The following is a 20082-nucleotide window of genomic DNA, read 5'->3' on the forward strand; positions in this document are numbered from 1 at the left end:
GTTCGGCAAAGCGTTTTTTATTTATTAGGACATATAAAAGAATAAGAAATATTGAGCAGCTATGCAGTTTAGAGATAAGTTCTTAGATTTATCTACACCTAAAGTGATGGGGATTTTAAACGTCACTCCGGATTCATTTTCCGATGGTGGGGCGTTTGATATGCTCGAAAATGGGTTGACTCAAGCGGCGTTAATGTTAAGTGAAGGTGCTGACATTATTGATATTGGTGGTGAGTCCACCCGGCCTGATGCCCAGGATGTTTCAGTGCAACAAGAACTGGATCGTGTTATCCCAGTGATTGAGTCAATAAACCAACGCTTTGATACCATTATTTCCATAGACACCAGTAAAGCCCAAGTGATGACTGAAGCCATTAATGCCGGCGCTAGCTTAATTAATGATGTTCGTGCTCTACAAGAAAACGGTGCCTTAGAGGCAGCCTTAATAGCTAAAGTGCCAGTGTGCCTGATGCATATGTTAGGGCAACCTAGAGTGATGCAACAAAACCCCAGTTATGATGATGTTGTTAATGATGTGATGACCTTTTTACAGCAGCGCATTGCTGTTTGTTGTCAAGCTGGGATCGAAAAGGAACAAATCATAGTAGATCCAGGATTTGGTTTTGGTAAATCACTAGAGCATAATTACCAATTGTTAGCTAATTTGGAAGTCTTTCATAAATTAAATGTGCCTGTTTTGGCTGGTATGTCACGTAAGTCTATGATTGGAAATTTGTTGCAGCGAGAAATAGGTCAACGTTTAGCTGGTAATGTTGCTGTTGCCACTATAGCGGCGCAAAAGGGTGCGCAAATAATTAGAGTACATGATGTTAAAGAGACAGTAGATGCTGTTAAAGTAGTAAACATAATTAACGCTTACAGGACTAATAATGAGCGATAGAAAATATTTTGGTACAGATGGAATTCGTGGAAAAGTTGGTGAAACTATCATTAATCCCGAATTTGTGATGAAACTGGGTTGGGCCGCGGGTAAAGTTTTGGCGGGGCAGGGAACAAATAAAGTTCTGATTGGTAAAGATACCCGAATTTCAGGTTATATGTTGGAGTCTGCATTGGAAGCAGGTTTATCAGCAGCAGGTATTAATATCGGTCTGCTCGGCCCTATGCCAACCCCAGCTATTGCCTATCTTACTAAAACATTTCGTTCTGAAGCCGGTATTGTTATCAGTGCTTCACATAATCCTTACTATGATAATGGCATCAAGTTTTTTTCTGCTGATGGTATGAAATTAGACGACGCAATCGAGATAGCCATTGAAGAACAAATGGATAAACCCATGGTGTGTGTCGCTTCAGATAAACTGGGTAAAGCGGTGCGTATTGGAGATGCGGCAGGTCGATATATTGAATTTTGCAAAGGTAATTTCCCTTCTGCACTGTCACTAAAAGGATTAAAAATTGTGGTCGACTGCGCTCATGGCGCAACCTATCACATAGCGCCAAATGTACTTAGCGAATTAGGTGCTGAAGTGATTGAGATTGGCACTGAACCTGATGGTTTAAACATCAACCGTAAAGTGGGTGCCACATCAATGAAGGCGGTAACTGAAAGTGTTATCGAAAATAAAGCTGACTTAGGTTTTGCGCTAGACGGCGACGGTGACCGCATCATGCTAGTTGATCACAAGGGCAATGTGATAGACGGTGACCAAATTGTTTACATCATTGCCAGAGATGCCCTAAAGAGTGGACGTTTACAAGGTGGTGTCGTTGGCACAGTGATGAGCAACTTAGGCTTAGAAGTGGCTCTAGGCACTTTGGGTGTGCCCTTTGTGCGTAGCAAAGTAGGTGACCGCTATGTTATGGAGTTACTCAAGAAAAAAGGCTGGTCAATTGGTGGTGAAGGTTCTGGCCATGTATTGAACTTATCTGCTGCTTCTACAGGTGATGGTATAGTGGCAGGGTTGCAAGTTTTAGCCGCTATGTTAAACGCTGATATGACCTTGAATGAGTTGAGCCGTGGCATGGTTAAATATCCACAAACTCTTATCAATGTGAGATTTTCTGAAGGTACTAAACCACTGGAAAACGAAGCGGTTAAACAAGCAGTCATTAAAGCAGAAAAAGCCTTGGATGATCGAGGGCGAGTATTGTTACGCAAAAGTGGTACTGAACCACTGGTTCGAGTGATGGTAGAAGCGAATGATGCACAAGATTCTAGTACTTGGGCTGAATATATTGCTGATGCTGTGCGTAAAGTAACCGATTGATAAGGTTTACAGGGCAATAATAGGTGTAACCACTTGTATATTGTCATTGGGTTAGTTAATATCTCGCGCGCTTTTTTATTGGCGTGTGATGTGACATGACGGAGCACAACGTGCGAACAAATAGTCGTAGGCAATTAGTCGCTGGTAATTGGAAAATGAATGGCGATAAAGCTCTGGTTGAGCAAATGCAGAAGCAACTCGCTGCTGCCAGTCTTGAAAATATGGATGTGGTGATTTGTCCACCTTTCCCTTATTTTGGACAGTTTGACAGCAAATTAAAATTGGGCTCGCAAAACATTAGCGAATTTGATTCGGGGGCACATACTGGAGAAGTGTCTGTCGCCATGCTTAAAGAGTTCAACTGCCAATATGTGATTATTGGGCATTCTGAACGTCGTGCTGACAACCATGAATCTAACGAATTAGTAGCACTAAAAGTTGCACAGGTTTTAAAAGCCAATTTGACCCCAATTTTATGTGTAGGCGAACCAGAAAGTGTGCGAGAAGATGGCACTTTATTCGATTATATCGCTACGCAGCTAGATGCAGTATTGCTTAAAGTTGGCATAAGCCAATTTGCTGAAATAGTTTTAGCTTATGAGCCTATATGGGCTATAGGCACAGGTAAAACAGCTAGTCCGGCGCAAGCCCAAGAAGTGCATGCTTTTATTCGCGGACATTTAGCAAAACAAGATGACAAGATTGCGGCTAATATAGTTATTTTATATGGCGGCAGTGTTAAAGGTAACAATGCCCAAGAGTTGTTTTCTCAGGCAGATGTAGATGGTGGTTTAATTGGCGGTGCCAGTTTAAATCCAGAAGATTTTTTAAGTATTTGCCAAGCGGCAAATCAGTAGAGGCAGCACATGGTTTTTTATGAAATTTTAGTTATTGTTTATTTGATTGTAGCGGTTATGTTGATCGGATTTGTTCTGATCCAACAAGGCAAAGGCGCCGGTATGGGCGCTTCTTTTGGTAGTGGTGGCTCAAATACTGTTTTTGGTTCAACAGGATCTGGTAACTTCTTAACTAGAACAACGGCCATTCTTGCGACGCTATTTTTTGTTATTAGTCTGATTTTGGGTAACCAAACAGCCGATAAAGAAAAAGCAGTCGATGATTGGCAAAACCTAGAAGTACCAGTTGTTGAAGAAGCTGTTGATACTGACGTACCAGTTGTGCCAGTGACTGAACAAACTATGCAATCTACAACAGATGCTGATGTGCCAGTAACAGAAGCACCTAAAGAAGATGACGTACCAAACCTCTAGTTTAAAAGTTAGATTGCGGATGTGGTGGAATTGGTAGACACGCAGCCTTGAGGGGGCTGTGGCTTAGGCCGTGGGAGTTCGAGTCTCCCCATCCGCACCATACACAGGTTCATTGAGAACCAATAAAGACCCGAAAGTCCATTAAAATAAAGGCTCTCGGGTTTTTTATATCCTAAGCATTCCTATAGTGTTTTTTGAAATCCACGCTTTTTAGTAATACTCTTGGTGGTACCGATCTGAACCATTAGTTTTGGACACCTCATTAAGTGAGTAAACAAACTCACAGAGGTGAATAATGACAACTAAGAATAAACGTAAAACCTATTCAGCAGAATTCAAAGAAGAAGCGCTTAAATTGGCGAGTAAAGTCGTGTTGCACAAACGGCTAGAGAGCTTGGTGTGGCTGAGCCTCAACTTTATTACTGGCGTACATCTGCACTTAAAAAAGCCGCCACCTATTTCGCGAAGAATCAAAAATAGCACGATTTGAATTTATGTAAGGTCACCAAAAGACATTCCGTATTACGCGAATGGCCAAGGTGTTGTGTGTATCGCCAAGTGGGTTTTATGCGTGGAATATATCGTGCAAACAGACCAGTAAACGTCAACAAGCACAACAGCACCGTGACGAGCGTATTAAAGCAGCGTTTGATGACAGTAAACAACAAAACGGTGCTAGACGCATTCAAGAGACCTAGCAGAGCAAGGAATTCGGCCCTATGTTAAAACCATTGCCAAGAGTATGAATAGGCCGTAATTAGTGGCTAAGGCAGCACATAAGTTCAAAGTGGGCAGCCAATATTGTTCTCATGCCTACCGTGATGTCATTAAATAACATCACAAAATGAATCGATAAATGCGTAAGGTTAGGTGTATTGGTAGACCAATTCAAATTCGTGCAATTATAAAAAATGATTTATAGATTAATAATCTAACGTTATCTCAGCAATGAAACAATACTTATCGGCTAAATACCAATAACGAGTATATTCAACACAATGATTGATTTTATCATAACCACGGCGTTCGATATAAAGTACTGGCGTGTTTATAGTTATTTTTAATTGTTCTGCCGTATATTTATCAGCTGCACAAGCTGTAACCGTTTGTGTAGCTCGAACAGGCAAAATCCCACGAGATTTTAATGCCTCATATAACGATTCGCCCACTTCTTTACAATCAGGAATAACCGTTGCAGGTACACAGGCTACTTCGATTCCAATAGGTAGATCATCCGCATAACGTAAACGCCAATAATGTCCAACTTTGCTATTTTGTGGCAGTCCTAAAGTGAGTGCTTCATGAGTAGTGGCAATAGCGTTATCTTTTTTAAGCCAGTGTGTATAAGGAGTCATACCACGAGCCTGCATATCTCTAGTAAAATTATATTGATCAGACAATTGTAATCTAGGTGGGACAATCGCACTGATTTTACTGGCAATCACCTGCACACCCTGACGTGGAATTAGCTTAACGACACCCTGCCTTCTCAACTCGTCTATAGCTTTAGTAACAGTTACACGAGACACCGATAAATTTGCCGCCAATTCTCGTTGCGGCGGGAAAAAGTCTCCTTCCTCTAATATGCCTTTATCTATTGCTGCCTTAATATTATTTGCCAGTTTTTGGTACAACATACCAGGAGAGGAAACATCAATTTCCAATGCTTTCTGTAAAATTACTTCCCGCATTTTATCCATAAATCATTCTTAAACCTTATAGGTCAACAAATTTGCAATGAATGAAGCGGCACCACTAACAACCCGTTCAAGTTGGTATCCCAATAATAATGAACAGTGAATATGCTCACCGTTACCTATTTTGCCATACAGCAAAGAGCCGTTATAACGAATGCCTTCGGCATCAATCACTTCCAACAAAGGATTATAATCATTTCCCCACTCCTTAGCAAAATACAGGCCCCTGTCTTTGTGCCATCCTTGCCATGTTTTCTCATCAAGTACATTAGGTAAATTTAATAACGGTGAATCAGGTACAAGATAGTTTACAGGGCTATCTTCTTGTGTCACACGCCAACGGAAAGATGGAGATCCTATTACTAAGTGACTTGGTGGATTCCAGTTATCATGCGGGCGATGATATAAACTTACCATACGTCCACCTTGTAAAATCCAAGGTTTTAATGCTTCCGTTTCTTGAACGCTAGCAAAACCAAGACTGCCGACAAGCAAGGTATCGTAGCTCTTTAATACATTGGGGGTTAATTCATTAATGACGTCTAATGTAATCCCTAATGACTTCAACTGGAGTAAATAATCGTCTGTTGCACCAGTCAAGCAAGCTACAGACTTATTGGGTACAACACAATCAACCACTTGTATTTTTTGCTCTGCCGTTACTGTATAACCTGTAGCATAAATGTGTTGATAATCAATAGATTGAAACTTAGAGTTCCATTGTTTTTTACCTTGTTTCACATTAGCAGAAAGAGTGTAAGCATTTAAATTAACATCATTCGGTGCTGATACCTTAAACATCACGGTTTGTTCATGTTTAGTTAAATTTAATTCAGCGCTAGATGGTGTCACAGTCCAGCCTTTAGGTGCTTGTAACGAAACAGCTACATGACCTTTTCTGTTACCTGATACTTTCACCTCGGTTTCAAAAGAACGCTCTTTTTTAAGATTCAAATAACGTGCTGACAATGTAAAAGAAATATCTACTTCCGGCTTAATAATCACAGGAGGAATAGAAATGTTTTGTTTTATATCAATACCATCTACTTGATAAATTAATTCGGCACGTAACGCATTATTTTCGTTTTGAAGAGAAACATAACGCTGTAAAGGATAAAACTCTCGTGAAGGAACCGTAAAGTGCATGTTCTTTTGTGCTTCTTCAAATGCACCAAGGTGATTTAATTTCACCGTTGTTAACGGTTTATTCCATTGATCATATAAGTGCACTTGAATATTGTCAAAAACACTATTTTGAGTATTGTTGAATAACACAGTTAACGAGCTAGATTCAAGGCAATACAATGAATTTGATTCCAATTTAGCCTCAACAAACAACCCTGAAATATCAGCAATCAATTTAAGCAACTGCACTTCTTTAAATGCCAAATGTGCTTCTAAATACACATTAGTTTTTGTATCAACATTACGTAAACAATGTAACGCTTTAAGTGCTTGCTCTTTAAGCTTCTGGTGCTCAGGAAAAGAAGACTGCATTTGTTGAATAATATTGACACAACTTTGTAAATTGATATCCATATTTAATGATTTAGCCCAGTCATTTAACGACAACGGCACCCCAGCTCCCAGAACAGGGAGAGGGTTTTCATAGTGTTCCTTTAGCACATGAAAAGGTGTTTTTACACCAAATTGACTATCAACTTGAAAGCCCATTTGTTGGCTCTGGTGATATTGACGACTTTCTTCAGCTAATTGATAACTGTTTTGTTGCCATATAGGTAATATAATATCTGTCGCTAATTCAAAATGCGCTTTAGGTGGTGGTAATGCTTCATCATAAGTACCGCCGCTAGCACTCCAAGCAGGTAATAACAATTGATTCGCTTGCCATACCGATAAACCTTGCTTAAAGTGTTCTGGAAACGCTGTTGAATCAGCAGCCAAAGAATAAGCTTCGATAGTTGCTTGTGTTACTGCACGATGTTGACCATGTTGTCCTTCGATATCCAACATCGTTGGAGAAATTACATTAGGTTTTAGCTCACGGATAACTCTTACCAACGATTCCAATAATTTCTCTTTATCCCAGTTTTGGAAAGTATCTTCAGGATTTTTAGAAAAACCAAAATCACGAATGGTAGTATCAAAATCAGTATTACTCCAATAAAGCTCCATAGGGACATGGCGAGCCGCTTGCTCCATTTCACGACTTCGTAATAAACCGATAGCCGTGCCTTTTTCTTTACCAATGCTGTTTTGCCCACCCTCACCACGAACCGCACAAAAATAAGCAACCCTTGCACCCATTTTTCTGGATAAATAGCTTAACGCTCGAGTTGTTTCATCATCAGGGTGCGCCCCGGTTTGCAAAAAGGTTAACGTAGTAGAAAGTGAGTTTGTTTGTAGCCACAATTGTTCCAGCGCAGATAAGTTAAGTTCACTATTTGTCGGCTTTTTTCTTTGTTTATTGTTATCCATTAATAACCTCCTAAAACTTCCCTCTTTATAAGAGGAAGGTTTAATTATTTTTATTATTCAATTAGTTCTGCACTTTTACACTTACTTGCGTACTAAAAATACGCTCTTCTGTCTGTGCATCAAACAAATGTAAGTGACGAGTATCTATGGCTATTTTTAACGGATCGTTAAGATGAATGGTATGACGACCATCAGTAATAGCTTTTATTTCCATACCGGCAATATCTGTGAATATAGTGGTATCTGCTCCTAGCGGCTCAATGACTGTCGCCTGAACTGAAAAAACACGTTCATATGATTGTGGTTGCTCATTATTTCGTAGCACGCGAATATCTTCTGGACGAACACCGAGTTTCACAGGCTTATCTTGATAGGTAGTTAAAGGCTTATCGATACTAAAAGATAAGCTTTCTGTGTCTGAAAATTTCACACACCAGTTTTCGTCACTATTGTCGTTATTCTGCGTTAACGTTCCGTTAAGAATATTCATTGGAGGATTACCAATAAAGGTCGCGACAAAAACATTGGCTGGGGTATGGTATAAATCCATCGGCGTGCCAATTTGCTGAATATCCCCACCTTTTAGGATCACAATACGGTCAGCTAAAGTCATGGCTTCAACCTGATCATGTGTCACATAAATCGACGTTGTTTTAACACGTTGATGCAATTTTTTAATTTCCACACGCATATTCGCACGTAATTTTGCATCGAGATTCGACAGCGGTTCATCAAATAAAAATACCTCAGGCTGACGCACTATCGCACGGCCCATTGCGATACGCTGACTTTGCCCGCCTGATAACTCTGACGGCTTACGATCTAATAGATGGGTGACCCCCAAAATGTCAGCTGCATGAGCCACTCGTTTTTCAATCTCTTGCTTATCCATTTTTGTCGCACGTAAGCCAAACGATATATTATCTTTGACTGTCAAATGCGGATATAGCGCATAATTTTGGAAAACCATCGCAATGTTACGATCTTTTGGCTCTAATTCATTTGATAGACGATCACCAATATATAGCTCTCCATCACTGATCTCTTCAAGCCCTGCAATCATACGTAACAAAGTCGACTTACCACAACCTGATGGTCCTACAAGTACGACAAATTCTTGATCTTTAATCGATAGATTCAGCTCTTCAATGACTTTCGTTTTGTTATAATATTTAGCAATATTTTTTAATAATACCTGTGCCATGATTTGCTCCTATGATCGCTTACTAATTAAATCGGTAACCACTTTACTTCTTACATCTATTGCATTAAGAGTAAATGTTTCAATAGATGACCATTGTGCATTTGAACTTTGTAATTGGGCTTTATATTGGCTTACTGCCTTACGCATTTCTGATGGGGCTGGACCGCCTAAACCGTCACGCACTGCTATGAAATTTTTTGCTGATACGTAAAAACGTAGATCGTCTTCAGTTAATTGACTAGATCGTCCAATGTGTTTTTCGAATATTTGTGTGAATATATCTACCGAAACAGTTTGTAAACTTAATTCATGCTCCACTACATAAGTAGCCAATTCAGCTACCACATGATGCGCTTGTCTAAAGGACAAATTTTCTTTTCTTACCAAGGTATCTGCTAATTCGGTAATAGTCGCACAACTTTGATCTAGATGTTGATGGACCTTGGTTTCATTGATTTGTACTGAAGTCACAAAAGCTGTTAATAAAGACAGTAAACGATGACTATTATCAAAAGCAAGAAAGCCCACTTGTTGAGATTCACTTTCACTATCATTCATATCGGTAAATGGTGTGTTGTGCATTGCATTTACTAAGGTATCGCACAAGCCCATACCTTTTGAAGCAATCAAACGCATATGTTCAATTGGCACGGGGTTGCGTTTTTGTGGCATAATCGAGCTGATCTGAACAAAAGCATTTGGTACATACAAATGCCCCGTTTCAAAGCTACTCCACTGTGCCATGTCTTGCACAAAACGGCCAATATGAATAAACACTAGCTTCATAGCGCTATATACGGAAGTAATATAATCACAAGAAGAAATACAACCATAAGAATTGTATAGTGGTTTTTCAAATCCTAATAACTCAGCAACACGATTACGATCAAGATCAAAGCCCGAAGTTGTAATTGCTGCCGCTCCCATTGGCGATAAATTGACTGTATCCATAGCATTGAGCAAACGCTGTTTATCTCGTAATAACACTTCTACTAAAGCGGATAAGTAATGCGCAAAGGTAGTGGGTTGTGCTGGTTGACCATGCGTATAAGCAACAACAACAGTATCGTAATTTTGCTCGCATACACTCAAGACCCCATTGATTAGCTGCTCCAAATCATTATTTAATTGCAACAAGCGCTTTTTAATATTTAATTTAAATAACGTATGGTCAATATCATTACGACTTCTTCCTGTGTGCAAACGTCCCGCAAGATCCGCACCTAATTTTTCTTTTAAACAATGTTCAATAAAAAAGAAGTAATCTTCAAATTCACCCGTATATTTAATTTCATCAAAATTTACTTCTTGCTGAATCTCCTCTAAAGCATTAAGGATTTTTGAACCTTCATCAGTGGATATAATTTTTTGCTCAACCAACATCACACAGTGTGCTTGGTCAATCGCAAGGTGACCTTCTTTAAAAAACTTTTTAGAACCTTCAAATAACGGTTCAAGCACAACGTCTTTATAAATTGGTGAAGGGAAAGTAGAGGTGTCTTTCATTTAAATTATCCTTTCAGTCCAGACATCACAACGCCTCGGACAATATATTTTTGCAGTAGTATAAAAACAATCAGGGTTGGTATAGTCGCAACACTTGCTCCCGCCATGATCAATTCCCAATCGGTATTAAACTCACCCGAAAAAGACGCTAAACCAACAGGAACCGTATACAGTTCGGGATCGTTACTCACGATCATTGGCCATAAAAATGCTGTCCAATTTCCTAAAAAGGTAAAAATTGCTAAGGCAGAAAGGGCAGGGCCAACCATAGGCATGGCAACTTTCCACCAAATTTGAAATTCGTTTAAACCATCAATACGTGCAGCATGGATGTAATCGTCAGGCACGGTTTCAAAAAACTGTTTCATTAAAAACACACCAAAGCCTGAAATCATTCCTGGGAACATAATGCCCCAATAGGTATCTAACCAACCAAAATCCTTCACCATTAAATACCAAGGAATAACCAACATTTCAGTGGGGATCAACAACGTTGACAAGATAGCGACGAAAACCAATTTCTTACCTTTGAATTCAAATTTGCACAGGGTATAGCCCACTAAAGAATCAAAAAACAACACACTAATGGTCGTCACAATAGCGACAACAAAAGAATTAAAAAACCAAATAAGAAAGTTCGAGTTTTCAAACAGATAGATGTAATTTTCAAGCGTTGGTTCATCAGGCCAAAAACTTAACGTGTAAACTTCTTCACCAACTTTAAGTGAAGTAATAAACATAAATATTAATGGCATAATCATTGCCAAGCCACCAATACACAATACTGTCCAAGTGAGTAGTTTTTTCATGTCTGGTACGGCTTTCATATTCGTAGGAAGATTACTCATTATTTCCTCCTCATAAGTTTAAATTGAATAAAAGTTATAATTGATAAAATAGCAAAGAGAACCACAGTTTGTGCCGCTGCAAAGCCCATTTCAAAATCAGCAAATGCTGACTGGTAAATGTGTAAGACTAATGGACGAGATGAGTTAATAGGTCCACCTTGGCCGTCTAAAGTCATGTTATATACTTGATCGAAAATACGTAAAAAACCGATAGTGCTAATTACCACTAAAAAAACAATCGTCGGCCATAAATGTGGGAGGGTGATTTCTTTAAGTACTTGCCAACGACCAGCACCATCAATTTTCGCTGCTTCCAAATAACTAGCAGGCACTGAACGTAACCCCGCCATAAAAATCAAAATTTGAAACCCTAGTCCTGCCCAAATAGCAGGTGCTAACACAGACGGTAATGCTTGTTCGGTAGAGCGTAAAAACATCATTTGTTCTAAACCAAGCTCTATTAATATATTATTAAATAACCCAATGGGTGCTGATTGATAAAACCAACGCCACACCCAAGCCATTGCAACAGCAGTGGTTAAGTAAGGGATAAAATAACAAGCACGTATAAATGTATGGCCAAACTTGAATTTGTCTAAGTTATAGGCAATCGTAAATGACAGTACTAATGAAATAGGCATACCTAAAATTAGATATTCGAACGTATTGGATAAGACGACCCAAAAGACAGGATCAGAGAATAAACGAATATAGTTTTCTAAGCCGATAAATTCTTTATCTTGAACTATGTTCCATTTAGTCAGCGAAATATAAAATGAATCAATAGTTGGGTAAAAGCGCACGACAATAAAAAATATAATAGGAATAGCTAAAAACAACCAAGCCCACATTGCTTTTTTTTGCGCTACACTAAAATATTTTTTATTGATAGATTGAGATGCTATCGTATTAGTATTCATAACAGTTTTCCTTGGCAAGCTTACAAAAATATAACGAGCTCACTTTAATAGAACGGATTATTTATTGAGAATCTTTTGTTCTTCATCAGCAAGTTGAGTAAGTGCTTCCTTCACAGGCATACCTTGCAAAATCACTCTGTCGAAAGCATTTAATAACACTTGACGCTGAGATGCTTCTGATTTGAATTGAGTGCTATGCGCATAGCCCAGACCTTGAATAAAAGGGCCATAAAGTTCATGCTCTACATTTTCTTTCTTTTGAGCTGCGGCAGTACGTGCTGGTAATTCACCTACTATATCTATCCAAACTTGCATCGCCTCTTCAGAGCTTAAAAAGGCAATGAATTTTTCTGCAGCATCACGTTTTTCACCCTTTGCTTTTTGCGTAACGGCATTAACCCAATAAGAAGAAACATTAGATTTAATGCCATTATGTGAAGGTAATTCAGCCACACTCCAATCTAAACGACGTGCTTTTTTAAAGGTAGGAATTCGAAATAAACCATCAATATACATTGCCGCACGACCTGATTTAAACGCCGCTTGCCCTTCATCCATAAATCCAGGTTCAGTCACTTTATGCGTTTTAATAAAATCCGTTAAAAATTCAAGTGCTTTGGCACCAGCTTCATTATTGTAATTGACTTGTTGATAATTATTTGTATAAGGTTCACCGCCCATCTGGCGGATTAATACTTCGCGCCACCAATGATGGTACTGTTTAGCAACGTCTACAGCGAATCCTGCTTGAGTCAAGTTACCGTGCTTATCACGTTTGGTAAGTTTTTTGCTCATTTCAACCAATTCATCAAGCGTTTTAGGAGGATGAGTTAAGCCTGCTTTTTTAAACAGTTTTTTATTCCAAAATAACCCAACTGTGCGCACGGCTGTAGGTAGCGCATAATATACCCCATCGTATTTCATACTTTGTACAATAGGATAAAACTGTTCATCTACTTCTTTCGCTGTAATATATTTATCTGTTAAAGGCTGTAACAATCCCGCCGAATGATAATCAGATACCCACCCATAATATAATTGGAGTACATCGGGGCCATGTTGTGCTGCCATGGCCGCCGCTACTTTAGTGCGATACTGTGCATAAGGAAATTTAACGTGTTTAACATTTATTTCAGGGTTTTGCTTTTCGAACTTTTTAATTAAAAGATCAACAGCTTTGACTCGAGCATCATATTTATATTGCCAATACTCAATTTCAACCGCACCCCCCGTCATTGGTATTAAACCAAGGAGCAATATTAAAAGCATTTTTTTCATAGTCTGTTCTCTTTAATTAATTAATTTTTGTTAATGCTTATGCACACTTACTGAATCATACCACGATAGGTCCAGTCGGGAAGGGTTAATTACAATAATATAAATTCAAGGTAAAATGAGCTAAATAAAACAAGATTGTGTGATTAACAATCAAAATAAGCCTGTAAATTACTAATGCTTGCTTGCACACCAGTTATCTTGTTGGTATTGTCGTGGTACGCAGATGGAGTTGTTGGTTAGGTATTTCATCATTCGTATATAAAAAAAGTTAATTAAAAATAACATGACATATGAGGGCACAAGATGATTCACAAAACAAAATTGAGTAAAGCAATTAAGTTTGCGCTGTTTGCTACTTTAGCGTTTCCAGTAACTGTATTTGCTCAAGATAATGACGAAAAGAAAGAAAATAAAGCGTTAGATTTTGAAAAAATTGTCGTGACAGGTTCGTCTAAAGGCATATCACAGATGGATGCATCTTACGCTATTACTGTATTACCGGAAGAGGCGATTCAAAAATTAGCACCACTTAATATGGCTGATCTTATTGGTAAAACGCCAGGGATCTTTACTGAGTCGACAGGTGGTGAAGTAAAAAATATCTATCGTGTCCGTGGTATACCTGATGAAGGAGATTTTGCGTCATTCCAAGAAGAGGGTTTACCTTCACTCGGTTATTCAGGTGTTTTTGTGGATTCTGATGTAGCACAACGTGTGGATATTATGACATCTACCCTTGAAGTCGTGCGTGGTGGCCCATCCCCTATTTTTGCTGATAATGCCGTTGCTATATTTAATAACATTAGCCGTCGAGGAACAGAAGTCTCAGAGGGTGCGATAAGAGCCGCATTTGGCACATCTGGATTGGCTCGATTGGATAGTTATTGGTCTGGTCAGGTTGGAGATAATACAAGTCTTGCTGTTGGTGGTTTTGTCCGTATTAACGACGGTTATAGGGATAGTGGCTTTAGGGCTGATGAAGGCGGACAATTTCGTTTTAATTTAACAACAGAGCTTGAAGATGGTGGTACGTTTAATGTTTACGGTCGTTACTTAGATGATAAAAATCTATTTTATTTACCGATGCCTTTAGCTGATTCAACGGGTAAATCAGTATCACACTTGATTGACCCTCTTACAGATACACTGAACAGTCCTTATTTACAAGGCGTAAACTTAGTGTCGTCTGATGGTAATGGTGGACAACGTACAGAACATCGTGACTTATCAAATGGACGCCATATCAATGTTAAGGCGTTAGGTTTTGAGTACGAAAAACAGTTAAATGACACATGGTACGTGTCAAGTAAAATGCGTTATTCTGATATAACACTTAACTTTGATGCGTTATATTCAGGCAGACCGATGCAAAACGCACAAACTTATGCGGATAGCTATTTAGATAAAGCGAATGAGGCTTGGGGTGGAACAGTAGACTCTTTTGCCTATCAATATGCTGTTACGGGCGGATCGTTTGATCCAGCCACAACGGATAATTTTGTTATTGAAGAACAATTTCGTACGATAAAAAATGACTCATTTAATTTTGTTAGTGACACCCGCTTTACTGCCACTCTAGATGATCATAATGTGACAATTGGCGGATTTTATTTCAATTATGGTGAAAAAGTGGATCGACGCTATATGATGTATCTATTTGAGATGCAAGCGAAGCCACAACCACTTAATTTAATTGCTTATGATGCTCAAGGTACTCAACTCGGTTCGGTAACTAAAAATGGTGTATCTCGTCAAGGTGCATACGCATTTGCCTACAAAGAAGAAGCTGAGCATATTGCTCTTTATGTAACGGATGAGTGGCAAATTACGGACAAATTGCGTATTGATACGGGATTACGTTATAGACATAGTGATTATACCGGTGGACGTTATGGTAATGAGACGGTTAACTTAGGCGATAACTCAACATTAGCTGATGATGCAGTGATAGGAATAACCAGTGTTTTTAATCCATCAGGAGATAGTAGTAATACTAACTTAGCTTGGACTGTAGGTGCAAACTATGCTCTTGAGAGTAATTTATCAGTCTATGCTCGTATGTCAAACTCAACAGCCATTGGTAGTTTAGCGGGTCTATCTGGTGGTGGAAACGATGAAGATACTGAAGTTGAGCAATATGAACTGGGCTTAAAGTATGATACTGATAACTTTAATATTTTTGCGACTGCATTTTACGCAACTTATGAGCCAGTTACTGATACGTTTAATATTATTGAGGCTGATGGTAATACATTTGACGCAGTTTTCTCCGGTAACACTGAAGCTCCTGGTATTGAGGTTTTGACAACTTATGCACCAATTGAACAGTTAATGTTTACCGCGAATGTTACATATACTGAGCCTGAGTTGAGTGACCTAAAAAGTCTAAATGATAATATATCAGCCGTTGCTCCAGATGGAAATCGAATACGCCGTCAACCTAAGGAATATGGCTATTTATCAGCGGATTATTTCTTTAATGTGCTTGATGCAGACGCTACTGCAACGATTCGTTATAACTATGTAGGCGAACGCTTTGTTGACTATAAAAATTCAACTGTTTTACCTGCATATCACACCATTAATTTTGTAGCTAACTTAAACTGGGATGAATGGACTTTACAAGTTTCGGTTGATAATTTAACTAACGAAATAGGTGTCACAGAGGGTAATCCTCGTGGTGATATTGTTAGTGGTCAAGGAACACCAGAGGTTAATTATGGTCGTTCTATCTTTGGTCGAAGTGCTACGCTACAAGCTACTTATAGGTTTTAAATAAATTATAGGTATTGATGTAGTACCTAAATAAATGAGCCGTTATATGCCTTTTAATGCATGTAGCGGCTTGTTTATAAAGCAATTGTACTTCTGGTTTGAATTCAATTAGCAATTAAAGAGGGTTATATGACTGATTTCAATAATGGTAAAAGAAATTTTCTAAAGCTATCAGCACTTTCAACATGTTCATTGGTTGCAACAATAAGTATTGCAAAATCACCTGAAAAACTTAGCGCGTTAATTAAATTAACCAATAAACCTGTTGTGGTATCTACATGGAATTACGGTTTGCATGCAAATGAAATCGCATGGGAAGTGTTAAGTAATGGCGGTAAATCGATTGATGCAGTAGAGCAAGGAATAAGGTTTCTAGAAGAAAATCCTGATGTGATGTCTGTGGGTTACGGTAGCTTTCCTGATAGAGAAGGTAAAGTTACGTTAGATGCTTGTATTATGGATGAGAACCAAAACTGTGGTTCAGTCGCGTTTTTGCAAGGTATTAAGCATCCAATTTCTGTTGCAAGAAAAGTTATGGATAATACATCTCATGAAATGTTGGTAGGTGATGGTGCAAAACAGTTTGCATTATTTCAGGGGTTTAGAGATGAAAACTTATTAACTCCGGAAGCGGAGGAAGCATGGAAAAAATGGTTGGTTAAATCCAACTATGAGCCGGTTACTAATATTGAGGACCACGATACTGTTGGTATGTTGGCAATCGATGCTAATGGTGATTTATCAGGTGCTTGTTCAACCAGTGGTGCTTCATTTAAAATGTCAGGGCAGGTGGGTGGCTCTTCTATTATTGGGGCAGGTTTGTATGTTGATAATGAAGTTGGTGCTGCAACGGCAACGGGCATAGGTGAACTAACGGTAAAAACATTGGGTTGTCATTTAGTTGTAGAAATGATGCGTCAAGGGTTATCGCCAGAAGCTGCGTGCGAATTAGCAATTCAACGCATAGTTAAAAATCTTGGTGAAGATAAAAAATTCCAAGTTGGCTTTTTAGCTTTAAATAAGAAAGGAGAATATGGTTCATACAGTATTCAATCAGGATTTAACCATGTAGCAACTGATAAATTAGGAAGTAAGATGGTTGATGCTCAAAACATTCTGATTTAAAAAATAATGCAGTTTATGGATGGTTTTTGAATTCATTTTTAAAGTGAATTAAAGAGGTTTTCATTATAAGTACGTATGACTCTGTAAAATATCTGTGTAAATATTAATTTCAAATTTAGTATGAAATACAGTCTTTAAACTGACGTTGAGCAGGCAGATATTGATGATTTTTATTTAGCCGTAGCCCATTAAAAACGGACACTGATCTTTAAAATGTATCGTAAATATTAATATGTTTGCTTTTTCTTAGCCGTAAAGCCCAACCCTTTAAAATAAAGGGCTGCAGAGTAATTAAATGGAAGTTTTTCGACTTGCTCTGGTCAATGTCAGTTTAAATTCAATTATAAAAGATTCAAAGTCGATGTTCAATTTCTTATCAGCATCGTTAGGGAAATTTTAAGTGTTTAATGTAAATTGATTACATTCATGTCAGCGTAATAGAAAAGTTATTTTAGGAGGGGAATTTGGAAGTAATTATTTGTGATACTCAGGAAGCTGTCGCTGACAGAGTAGCTAACTATATTAAATATCTTATTAATAAAAAAGAAAATGCCACATTAGGTTTAGCAACCGGTAGTACACCTATAAAATTGTATAAAAAATTAATTGAATTATATAATAATAATGAAGTTACATTTAAAAAAACAACTACTTTTAACTTAGATGAATATTACAATATCGATGGTGATAACATCCAAAGCTATCGATATTTTATGAATAAATATCTGTTTAATAAAATAGATATAGATAAATCTAAAGCACACTTTCCAATTTGCTTAGAAGGTGAAAACCCTAACCTTATTGGAGATTTATATGAAAAAAAAATTATTAATGCTGGAGGGATCGATCTACAAATCCTAGGACTCGGTTCTAATGGTCACATAGGCTTTAATGAGCCGTCATCAAGTTTTATGTCTAAAACAAGGATAAAGACATTAACCCAAAAAACTATAGATGATAATAGCCGCTTATTTAATAAAAATGAATACCAACCTAACATGGCTATGACAATGGGAATTTCAACCATTTTAAATGCTAAATATATTATATTGATAGCCACAGGAGAGAATAAATCTGATGCTGTTAATCGTTTGATATCAGGTGCTATATCATCTAAAAATCCAGCTTCTATATTACAAAATCATAAAAACGTAATTGTTATTCTTGATGAAGACGCATCTAGTAAAGTTAATAACATTGATTATTATTTGAACGCAGCAAAAGAAAATAAAAAGCTACAAGAACAGTTTGGATATTTTCATGAATTAAAATAAATAGTTAAACCTCTAGTGGCTGTGGCATTTACAGTAAAAAACTGATGAAAGGCTACTTCCAAGTTTAGTTATAGCTACATTAGTAGCGCCCCTCCAAAATAATGTCTATAAATCACACGGTTTTAAAAAAAATTGCAATTATGTCAGTAAATCTAATTAATACTATTGCAGTTATTTATTAAATTATACCAATGAAAAGAGAGAATAGTATGAGTGAAAAAGTAACAACATTTATTGATAAGTATCAATTATCAGCTAGTAATGTTGATACACAGCAAATCATTGATCTGTTTTTATCGCAAATGGAATTAGGGCTTACTTCTAGTTCAGACTCATCATTAGCAATGCTACCCTCTTATATTAATGTAAACCGTGATATTTTATTAAATAAACCAGTGATTGTACTTGATGCTGGTGGTACAAATTTACGTGTTTGTACTGTGTATTTTGATGATAATTTACAACCTGTTATCAACGATTTTGCAAATTACTTAATGCCAGGTATTGAAAAAGAATTATCGAAAGTACAATTTTACGAGTTGTTAATTGAATATATTAGTCCGGTCATTCACGTTAGTGATCAGATCAGCTTTTGCTTTTCATATACCACTGAAATCAACGAACATGATGGTAAGCTTTTACATTGGTCGAAAGAAATTAGTATACCGGAATTAGTTGGTGAATATATTGGACAAGGTTTACTAGACGCCCTTGAAAAAAAAGGTATTTTGAATAAAAGAGTTACATTGCTAAATGATACAGTTTCAACGCTGGTCGCAGGAAAAATTTTTGGTGAGCCTCGCAAATGCTCTAGTTATATTGGCTTCATTCTTGGTACAGGCATAAATACGGCTTATATTGAGCAAAACGTAAAAATAAATAAAGTAAACTTAGAAAGAGGTTCGCAAATTGTTAACGTTGAATCGGGTGGATTTGACAAATTTTCAATATCTAAACCAGAAATAGACTTTGATTCTACAACTAAAGACCCAAATGCATATTTACTGGAAAAATTGACTTCGGGTCGTTATTTTGGTGAAGCTGTGTCTTATGTATTACAACAAGCTTATAAAGATGGTGTATTAAGGCATGATCTAACTCAGTCTAACAACTTTCCTCTGCAAACGTATGAGTTAAGCGATTTCATGGATTCTCCGCATCAAAAACCTATTTTTTTAGATTTAACATTATCGGAAGAATGTTTAAGTAATGCGTACTTAATTATTCAACAAATGATCCAGCGTGGGGCGAAATTAAGTGCTATTAATGTTGCTTCAACAGTATTAAAAACTAATCAACAAATACAAGCCGGAGATTCACCACTTGAGCCAATTTGCATTAATATTGACGGTTCAACTTTCTATAAATTAGCAAGGTTTAAAGAATATTTTCGCCAATATTTAAATGAAATATTAGTTAAAAAATGTATTCATTATCGCATTTGCCATGTCGAAAACTCACCTATTGTTGGCTCGGCTATTGCAGTGTTAGCAACCGATTCTGTTTAAGTACAG

The 20082-nt window shown here is 37.6% G+C and carries 17 protein-coding genes and 1 tRNA gene; 11 read left to right on the top strand and 7 right to left on the bottom strand.

The genetic code is table 11. The features are described 5' to 3' along the window. The first annotated feature begins 61 nt into the window (after positions 1-61). The 7 genes from folP to GARC_RS27685 all read left to right on the top strand — a co-directional run bounded on the left by folP (position 62) and on the right by GARC_RS27685 (position 4200). Complete coding sequence (gene folP, locus GARC_RS05365) at positions 62-901, top strand: dihydropteroate synthase (RefSeq protein ID WP_007617567.1); 840 nt, start codon at positions 62-64, stop codon at positions 899-901. Beyond that, positions 891-2231 (top strand): phosphoglucosamine mutase, encoded by a 1341-nt coding sequence (gene glmM / locus GARC_RS05370; RefSeq protein WP_007617568.1) that lies wholly within the window; start codon positions 891-893, stop codon positions 2229-2231. Before folP ends, glmM begins: the two co-directional genes overlap by 11 nt. A 110-nt stretch (positions 2232-2341) precedes the next feature. Next, positions 2342-3088, top strand: a complete 747-nt coding sequence (tpiA, locus tag GARC_RS05375) for a triose-phosphate isomerase (protein ID WP_007617569.1) — start codon at positions 2342-2344, stop codon at positions 3086-3088. A gap of 9 nt (positions 3089-3097) precedes the next feature. Further along, a complete protein-coding gene (gene secG, locus GARC_RS05380) occupies positions 3098-3502 on the top strand; it encodes a preprotein translocase subunit SecG (RefSeq protein WP_007617570.1) in 405 nt (134 codons plus the stop codon). Positions 3503-3517: 15 nt separating this feature from the next. Further along, positions 3518-3602, top strand: a tRNA-Leu gene (locus GARC_RS05385). 195 nt (positions 3603-3797) lie between these two features. After that, positions 3798-3992 carry a hypothetical protein gene (locus GARC_RS27680; RefSeq protein ID WP_039988823.1) on the top strand — a complete coding sequence of 65 codons (195 nt, stop codon included), beginning with the start codon at positions 3798-3800 and terminating at the stop codon, positions 3990-3992. A 40-nt stretch (positions 3993-4032) separates the two neighbouring features. Continuing rightward, a complete protein-coding gene (locus GARC_RS27685) occupies positions 4033-4200 on the top strand; it encodes a hypothetical protein (protein ID WP_007617571.1) in 168 nt (55 codons plus the stop codon). A gap of 225 nt (positions 4201-4425) precedes the next feature. Here GARC_RS27685 and GARC_RS05400 read toward each other — a convergent pair whose 3' ends face one another. The 7 genes from GARC_RS05400 to GARC_RS05430 all read right to left on the bottom strand — a co-directional run bounded on the left by GARC_RS05400 (position 4426) and on the right by GARC_RS05430 (position 13394). After that, the gene (locus tag GARC_RS05400) at positions 4426-5202 is read right to left on the bottom strand and encodes a GntR family transcriptional regulator (RefSeq protein WP_007617572.1); all 777 of its coding nucleotides are present in this window, start codon (positions 5200-5202) and stop codon (positions 4426-4428) included. A 9-nt stretch (positions 5203-5211) separates the two neighbouring features. Then, complete coding sequence (locus GARC_RS05405; protein ID WP_007617573.1) at positions 5212-7638, bottom strand: PIG-L family deacetylase; 2427 nt, start codon at positions 7636-7638, stop codon at positions 5212-5214. A gap of 61 nt (positions 7639-7699) precedes the next feature. After that, positions 7700-8842 carry an ABC transporter ATP-binding protein gene (locus tag GARC_RS05410; protein ID WP_007617574.1) on the bottom strand — a complete coding sequence of 381 codons (1143 nt, stop codon included), beginning with the start codon at positions 8840-8842 and terminating at the stop codon, positions 7700-7702. 9 nt (positions 8843-8851) lie between these two features. Next, a complete protein-coding gene (gene argH / locus GARC_RS05415) occupies positions 8852-10348 on the bottom strand; it encodes an argininosuccinate lyase (protein ID WP_007617575.1) in 1497 nt (498 codons plus the stop codon). A 5-nt stretch (positions 10349-10353) separates the two neighbouring features. Further along, positions 10354-11196 carry a carbohydrate ABC transporter permease gene (locus GARC_RS05420; RefSeq protein ID WP_007617576.1) on the bottom strand — a complete coding sequence of 281 codons (843 nt, stop codon included), beginning with the start codon at positions 11194-11196 and terminating at the stop codon, positions 10354-10356. After that, positions 11196-12116: a carbohydrate ABC transporter permease gene (locus tag GARC_RS05425; RefSeq protein WP_007617578.1), complete on the bottom strand. Its 921-nt coding sequence runs from the start codon at positions 12114-12116 to the stop codon at positions 11196-11198. The genes GARC_RS05420 and GARC_RS05425 overlap by 1 nt, the downstream gene beginning before the upstream one ends. 57 nt (positions 12117-12173) lie before the next feature. Then, positions 12174-13394, bottom strand: coding sequence for an extracellular solute-binding protein (locus GARC_RS05430; RefSeq protein WP_007617584.1), 1221 nt, complete (start codon positions 13392-13394; stop codon positions 12174-12176). A 303-nt stretch (positions 13395-13697) separates the two neighbouring features. Here GARC_RS05430 and GARC_RS05435 point away from each other — a divergent pair, with 303 nt between their 5' ends. From GARC_RS05435 to GARC_RS05450, 4 genes are all read left to right on the top strand, one after another. Next, positions 13698-16169 (top strand): TonB-dependent receptor domain-containing protein, encoded by a 2472-nt coding sequence (locus GARC_RS05435; RefSeq protein WP_007617587.1) that lies wholly within the window; start codon positions 13698-13700, stop codon positions 16167-16169. Between the two features lie 129 nt (positions 16170-16298). After that, positions 16299-17294 (top strand): N(4)-(beta-N-acetylglucosaminyl)-L-asparaginase, encoded by a 996-nt coding sequence (locus GARC_RS05440; protein WP_007617594.1) that lies wholly within the window; start codon positions 16299-16301, stop codon positions 17292-17294. A gap of 464 nt (positions 17295-17758) precedes the next feature. Then, positions 17759-18568, top strand: coding sequence for a glucosamine-6-phosphate deaminase (nagB, locus tag GARC_RS05445; protein WP_007617596.1), 810 nt, complete (start codon positions 17759-17761; stop codon positions 18566-18568). 209 nt (positions 18569-18777) lie between these two features. After that, positions 18778-20076 carry a hexokinase family protein gene (locus GARC_RS05450; RefSeq protein WP_007617597.1) on the top strand — a complete coding sequence of 433 codons (1299 nt, stop codon included), beginning with the start codon at positions 18778-18780 and terminating at the stop codon, positions 20074-20076. The last annotated feature ends 6 nt before the right edge of the window (positions 20077-20082 follow it).

Origin of the sequence: Paraglaciecola arctica BSs20135 (genome assembly GCF_000314995.1) — a bacterium.
GTDB lineage: Bacteria > Pseudomonadota > Gammaproteobacteria > Enterobacterales > Alteromonadaceae > Paraglaciecola > Paraglaciecola arctica.

Coding starts and splice junctions, on each gene's coding strand:
- GARC_RS05430 (WP_007617584.1), bottom strand. CDS start 13,394: ATGAAAAAAATGCTTTTAATATTGCTCCTTGGTTTAATACCAATGACG.
- argH (WP_007617575.1), bottom strand. CDS start 10,348: ATGAAAGACACCTCTACTTTCCCTTCACCAATTTATAAAGACGTTGTG.
- folP (WP_007617567.1), top strand. CDS start 62: ATGCAGTTTAGAGATAAGTTCTTAGATTTATCTACACCTAAAGTGATG.
- GARC_RS05440 (WP_007617594.1), top strand. CDS start 16,299: ATGACTGATTTCAATAATGGTAAAAGAAATTTTCTAAAGCTATCAGCA.
- GARC_RS05425 (WP_007617578.1), bottom strand. CDS start 12,116: ATGAATACTAATACGATAGCATCTCAATCTATCAATAAAAAATATTTT.
- GARC_RS05405 (WP_007617573.1), bottom strand. CDS start 7,638: ATGGATAACAATAAACAAAGAAAAAAGCCGACAAATAGTGAACTTAAC.
- GARC_RS27680 (WP_039988823.1), top strand. CDS start 3,798: ATGACAACTAAGAATAAACGTAAAACCTATTCAGCAGAATTCAAAGAA.
- glmM (WP_007617568.1), top strand. CDS start 891: ATGAGCGATAGAAAATATTTTGGTACAGATGGAATTCGTGGAAAAGTT.
- secG (WP_007617570.1), top strand. CDS start 3,098: ATGGTTTTTTATGAAATTTTAGTTATTGTTTATTTGATTGTAGCGGTT.
- GARC_RS05410 (WP_007617574.1), bottom strand. CDS start 8,842: ATGGCACAGGTATTATTAAAAAATATTGCTAAATATTATAACAAAACG.
- GARC_RS05435 (WP_007617587.1), top strand. CDS start 13,698: ATGATTCACAAAACAAAATTGAGTAAAGCAATTAAGTTTGCGCTGTTT.
- GARC_RS05420 (WP_007617576.1), bottom strand. CDS start 11,196: ATGAGTAATCTTCCTACGAATATGAAAGCCGTACCAGACATGAAAAAA.
- GARC_RS27685 (WP_007617571.1), top strand. CDS start 4,033: ATGGCCAAGGTGTTGTGTGTATCGCCAAGTGGGTTTTATGCGTGGAAT.
- GARC_RS05400 (WP_007617572.1), bottom strand. CDS start 5,202: ATGGATAAAATGCGGGAAGTAATTTTACAGAAAGCATTGGAAATTGAT.
- GARC_RS05450 (WP_007617597.1), top strand. CDS start 18,778: ATGAGTGAAAAAGTAACAACATTTATTGATAAGTATCAATTATCAGCT.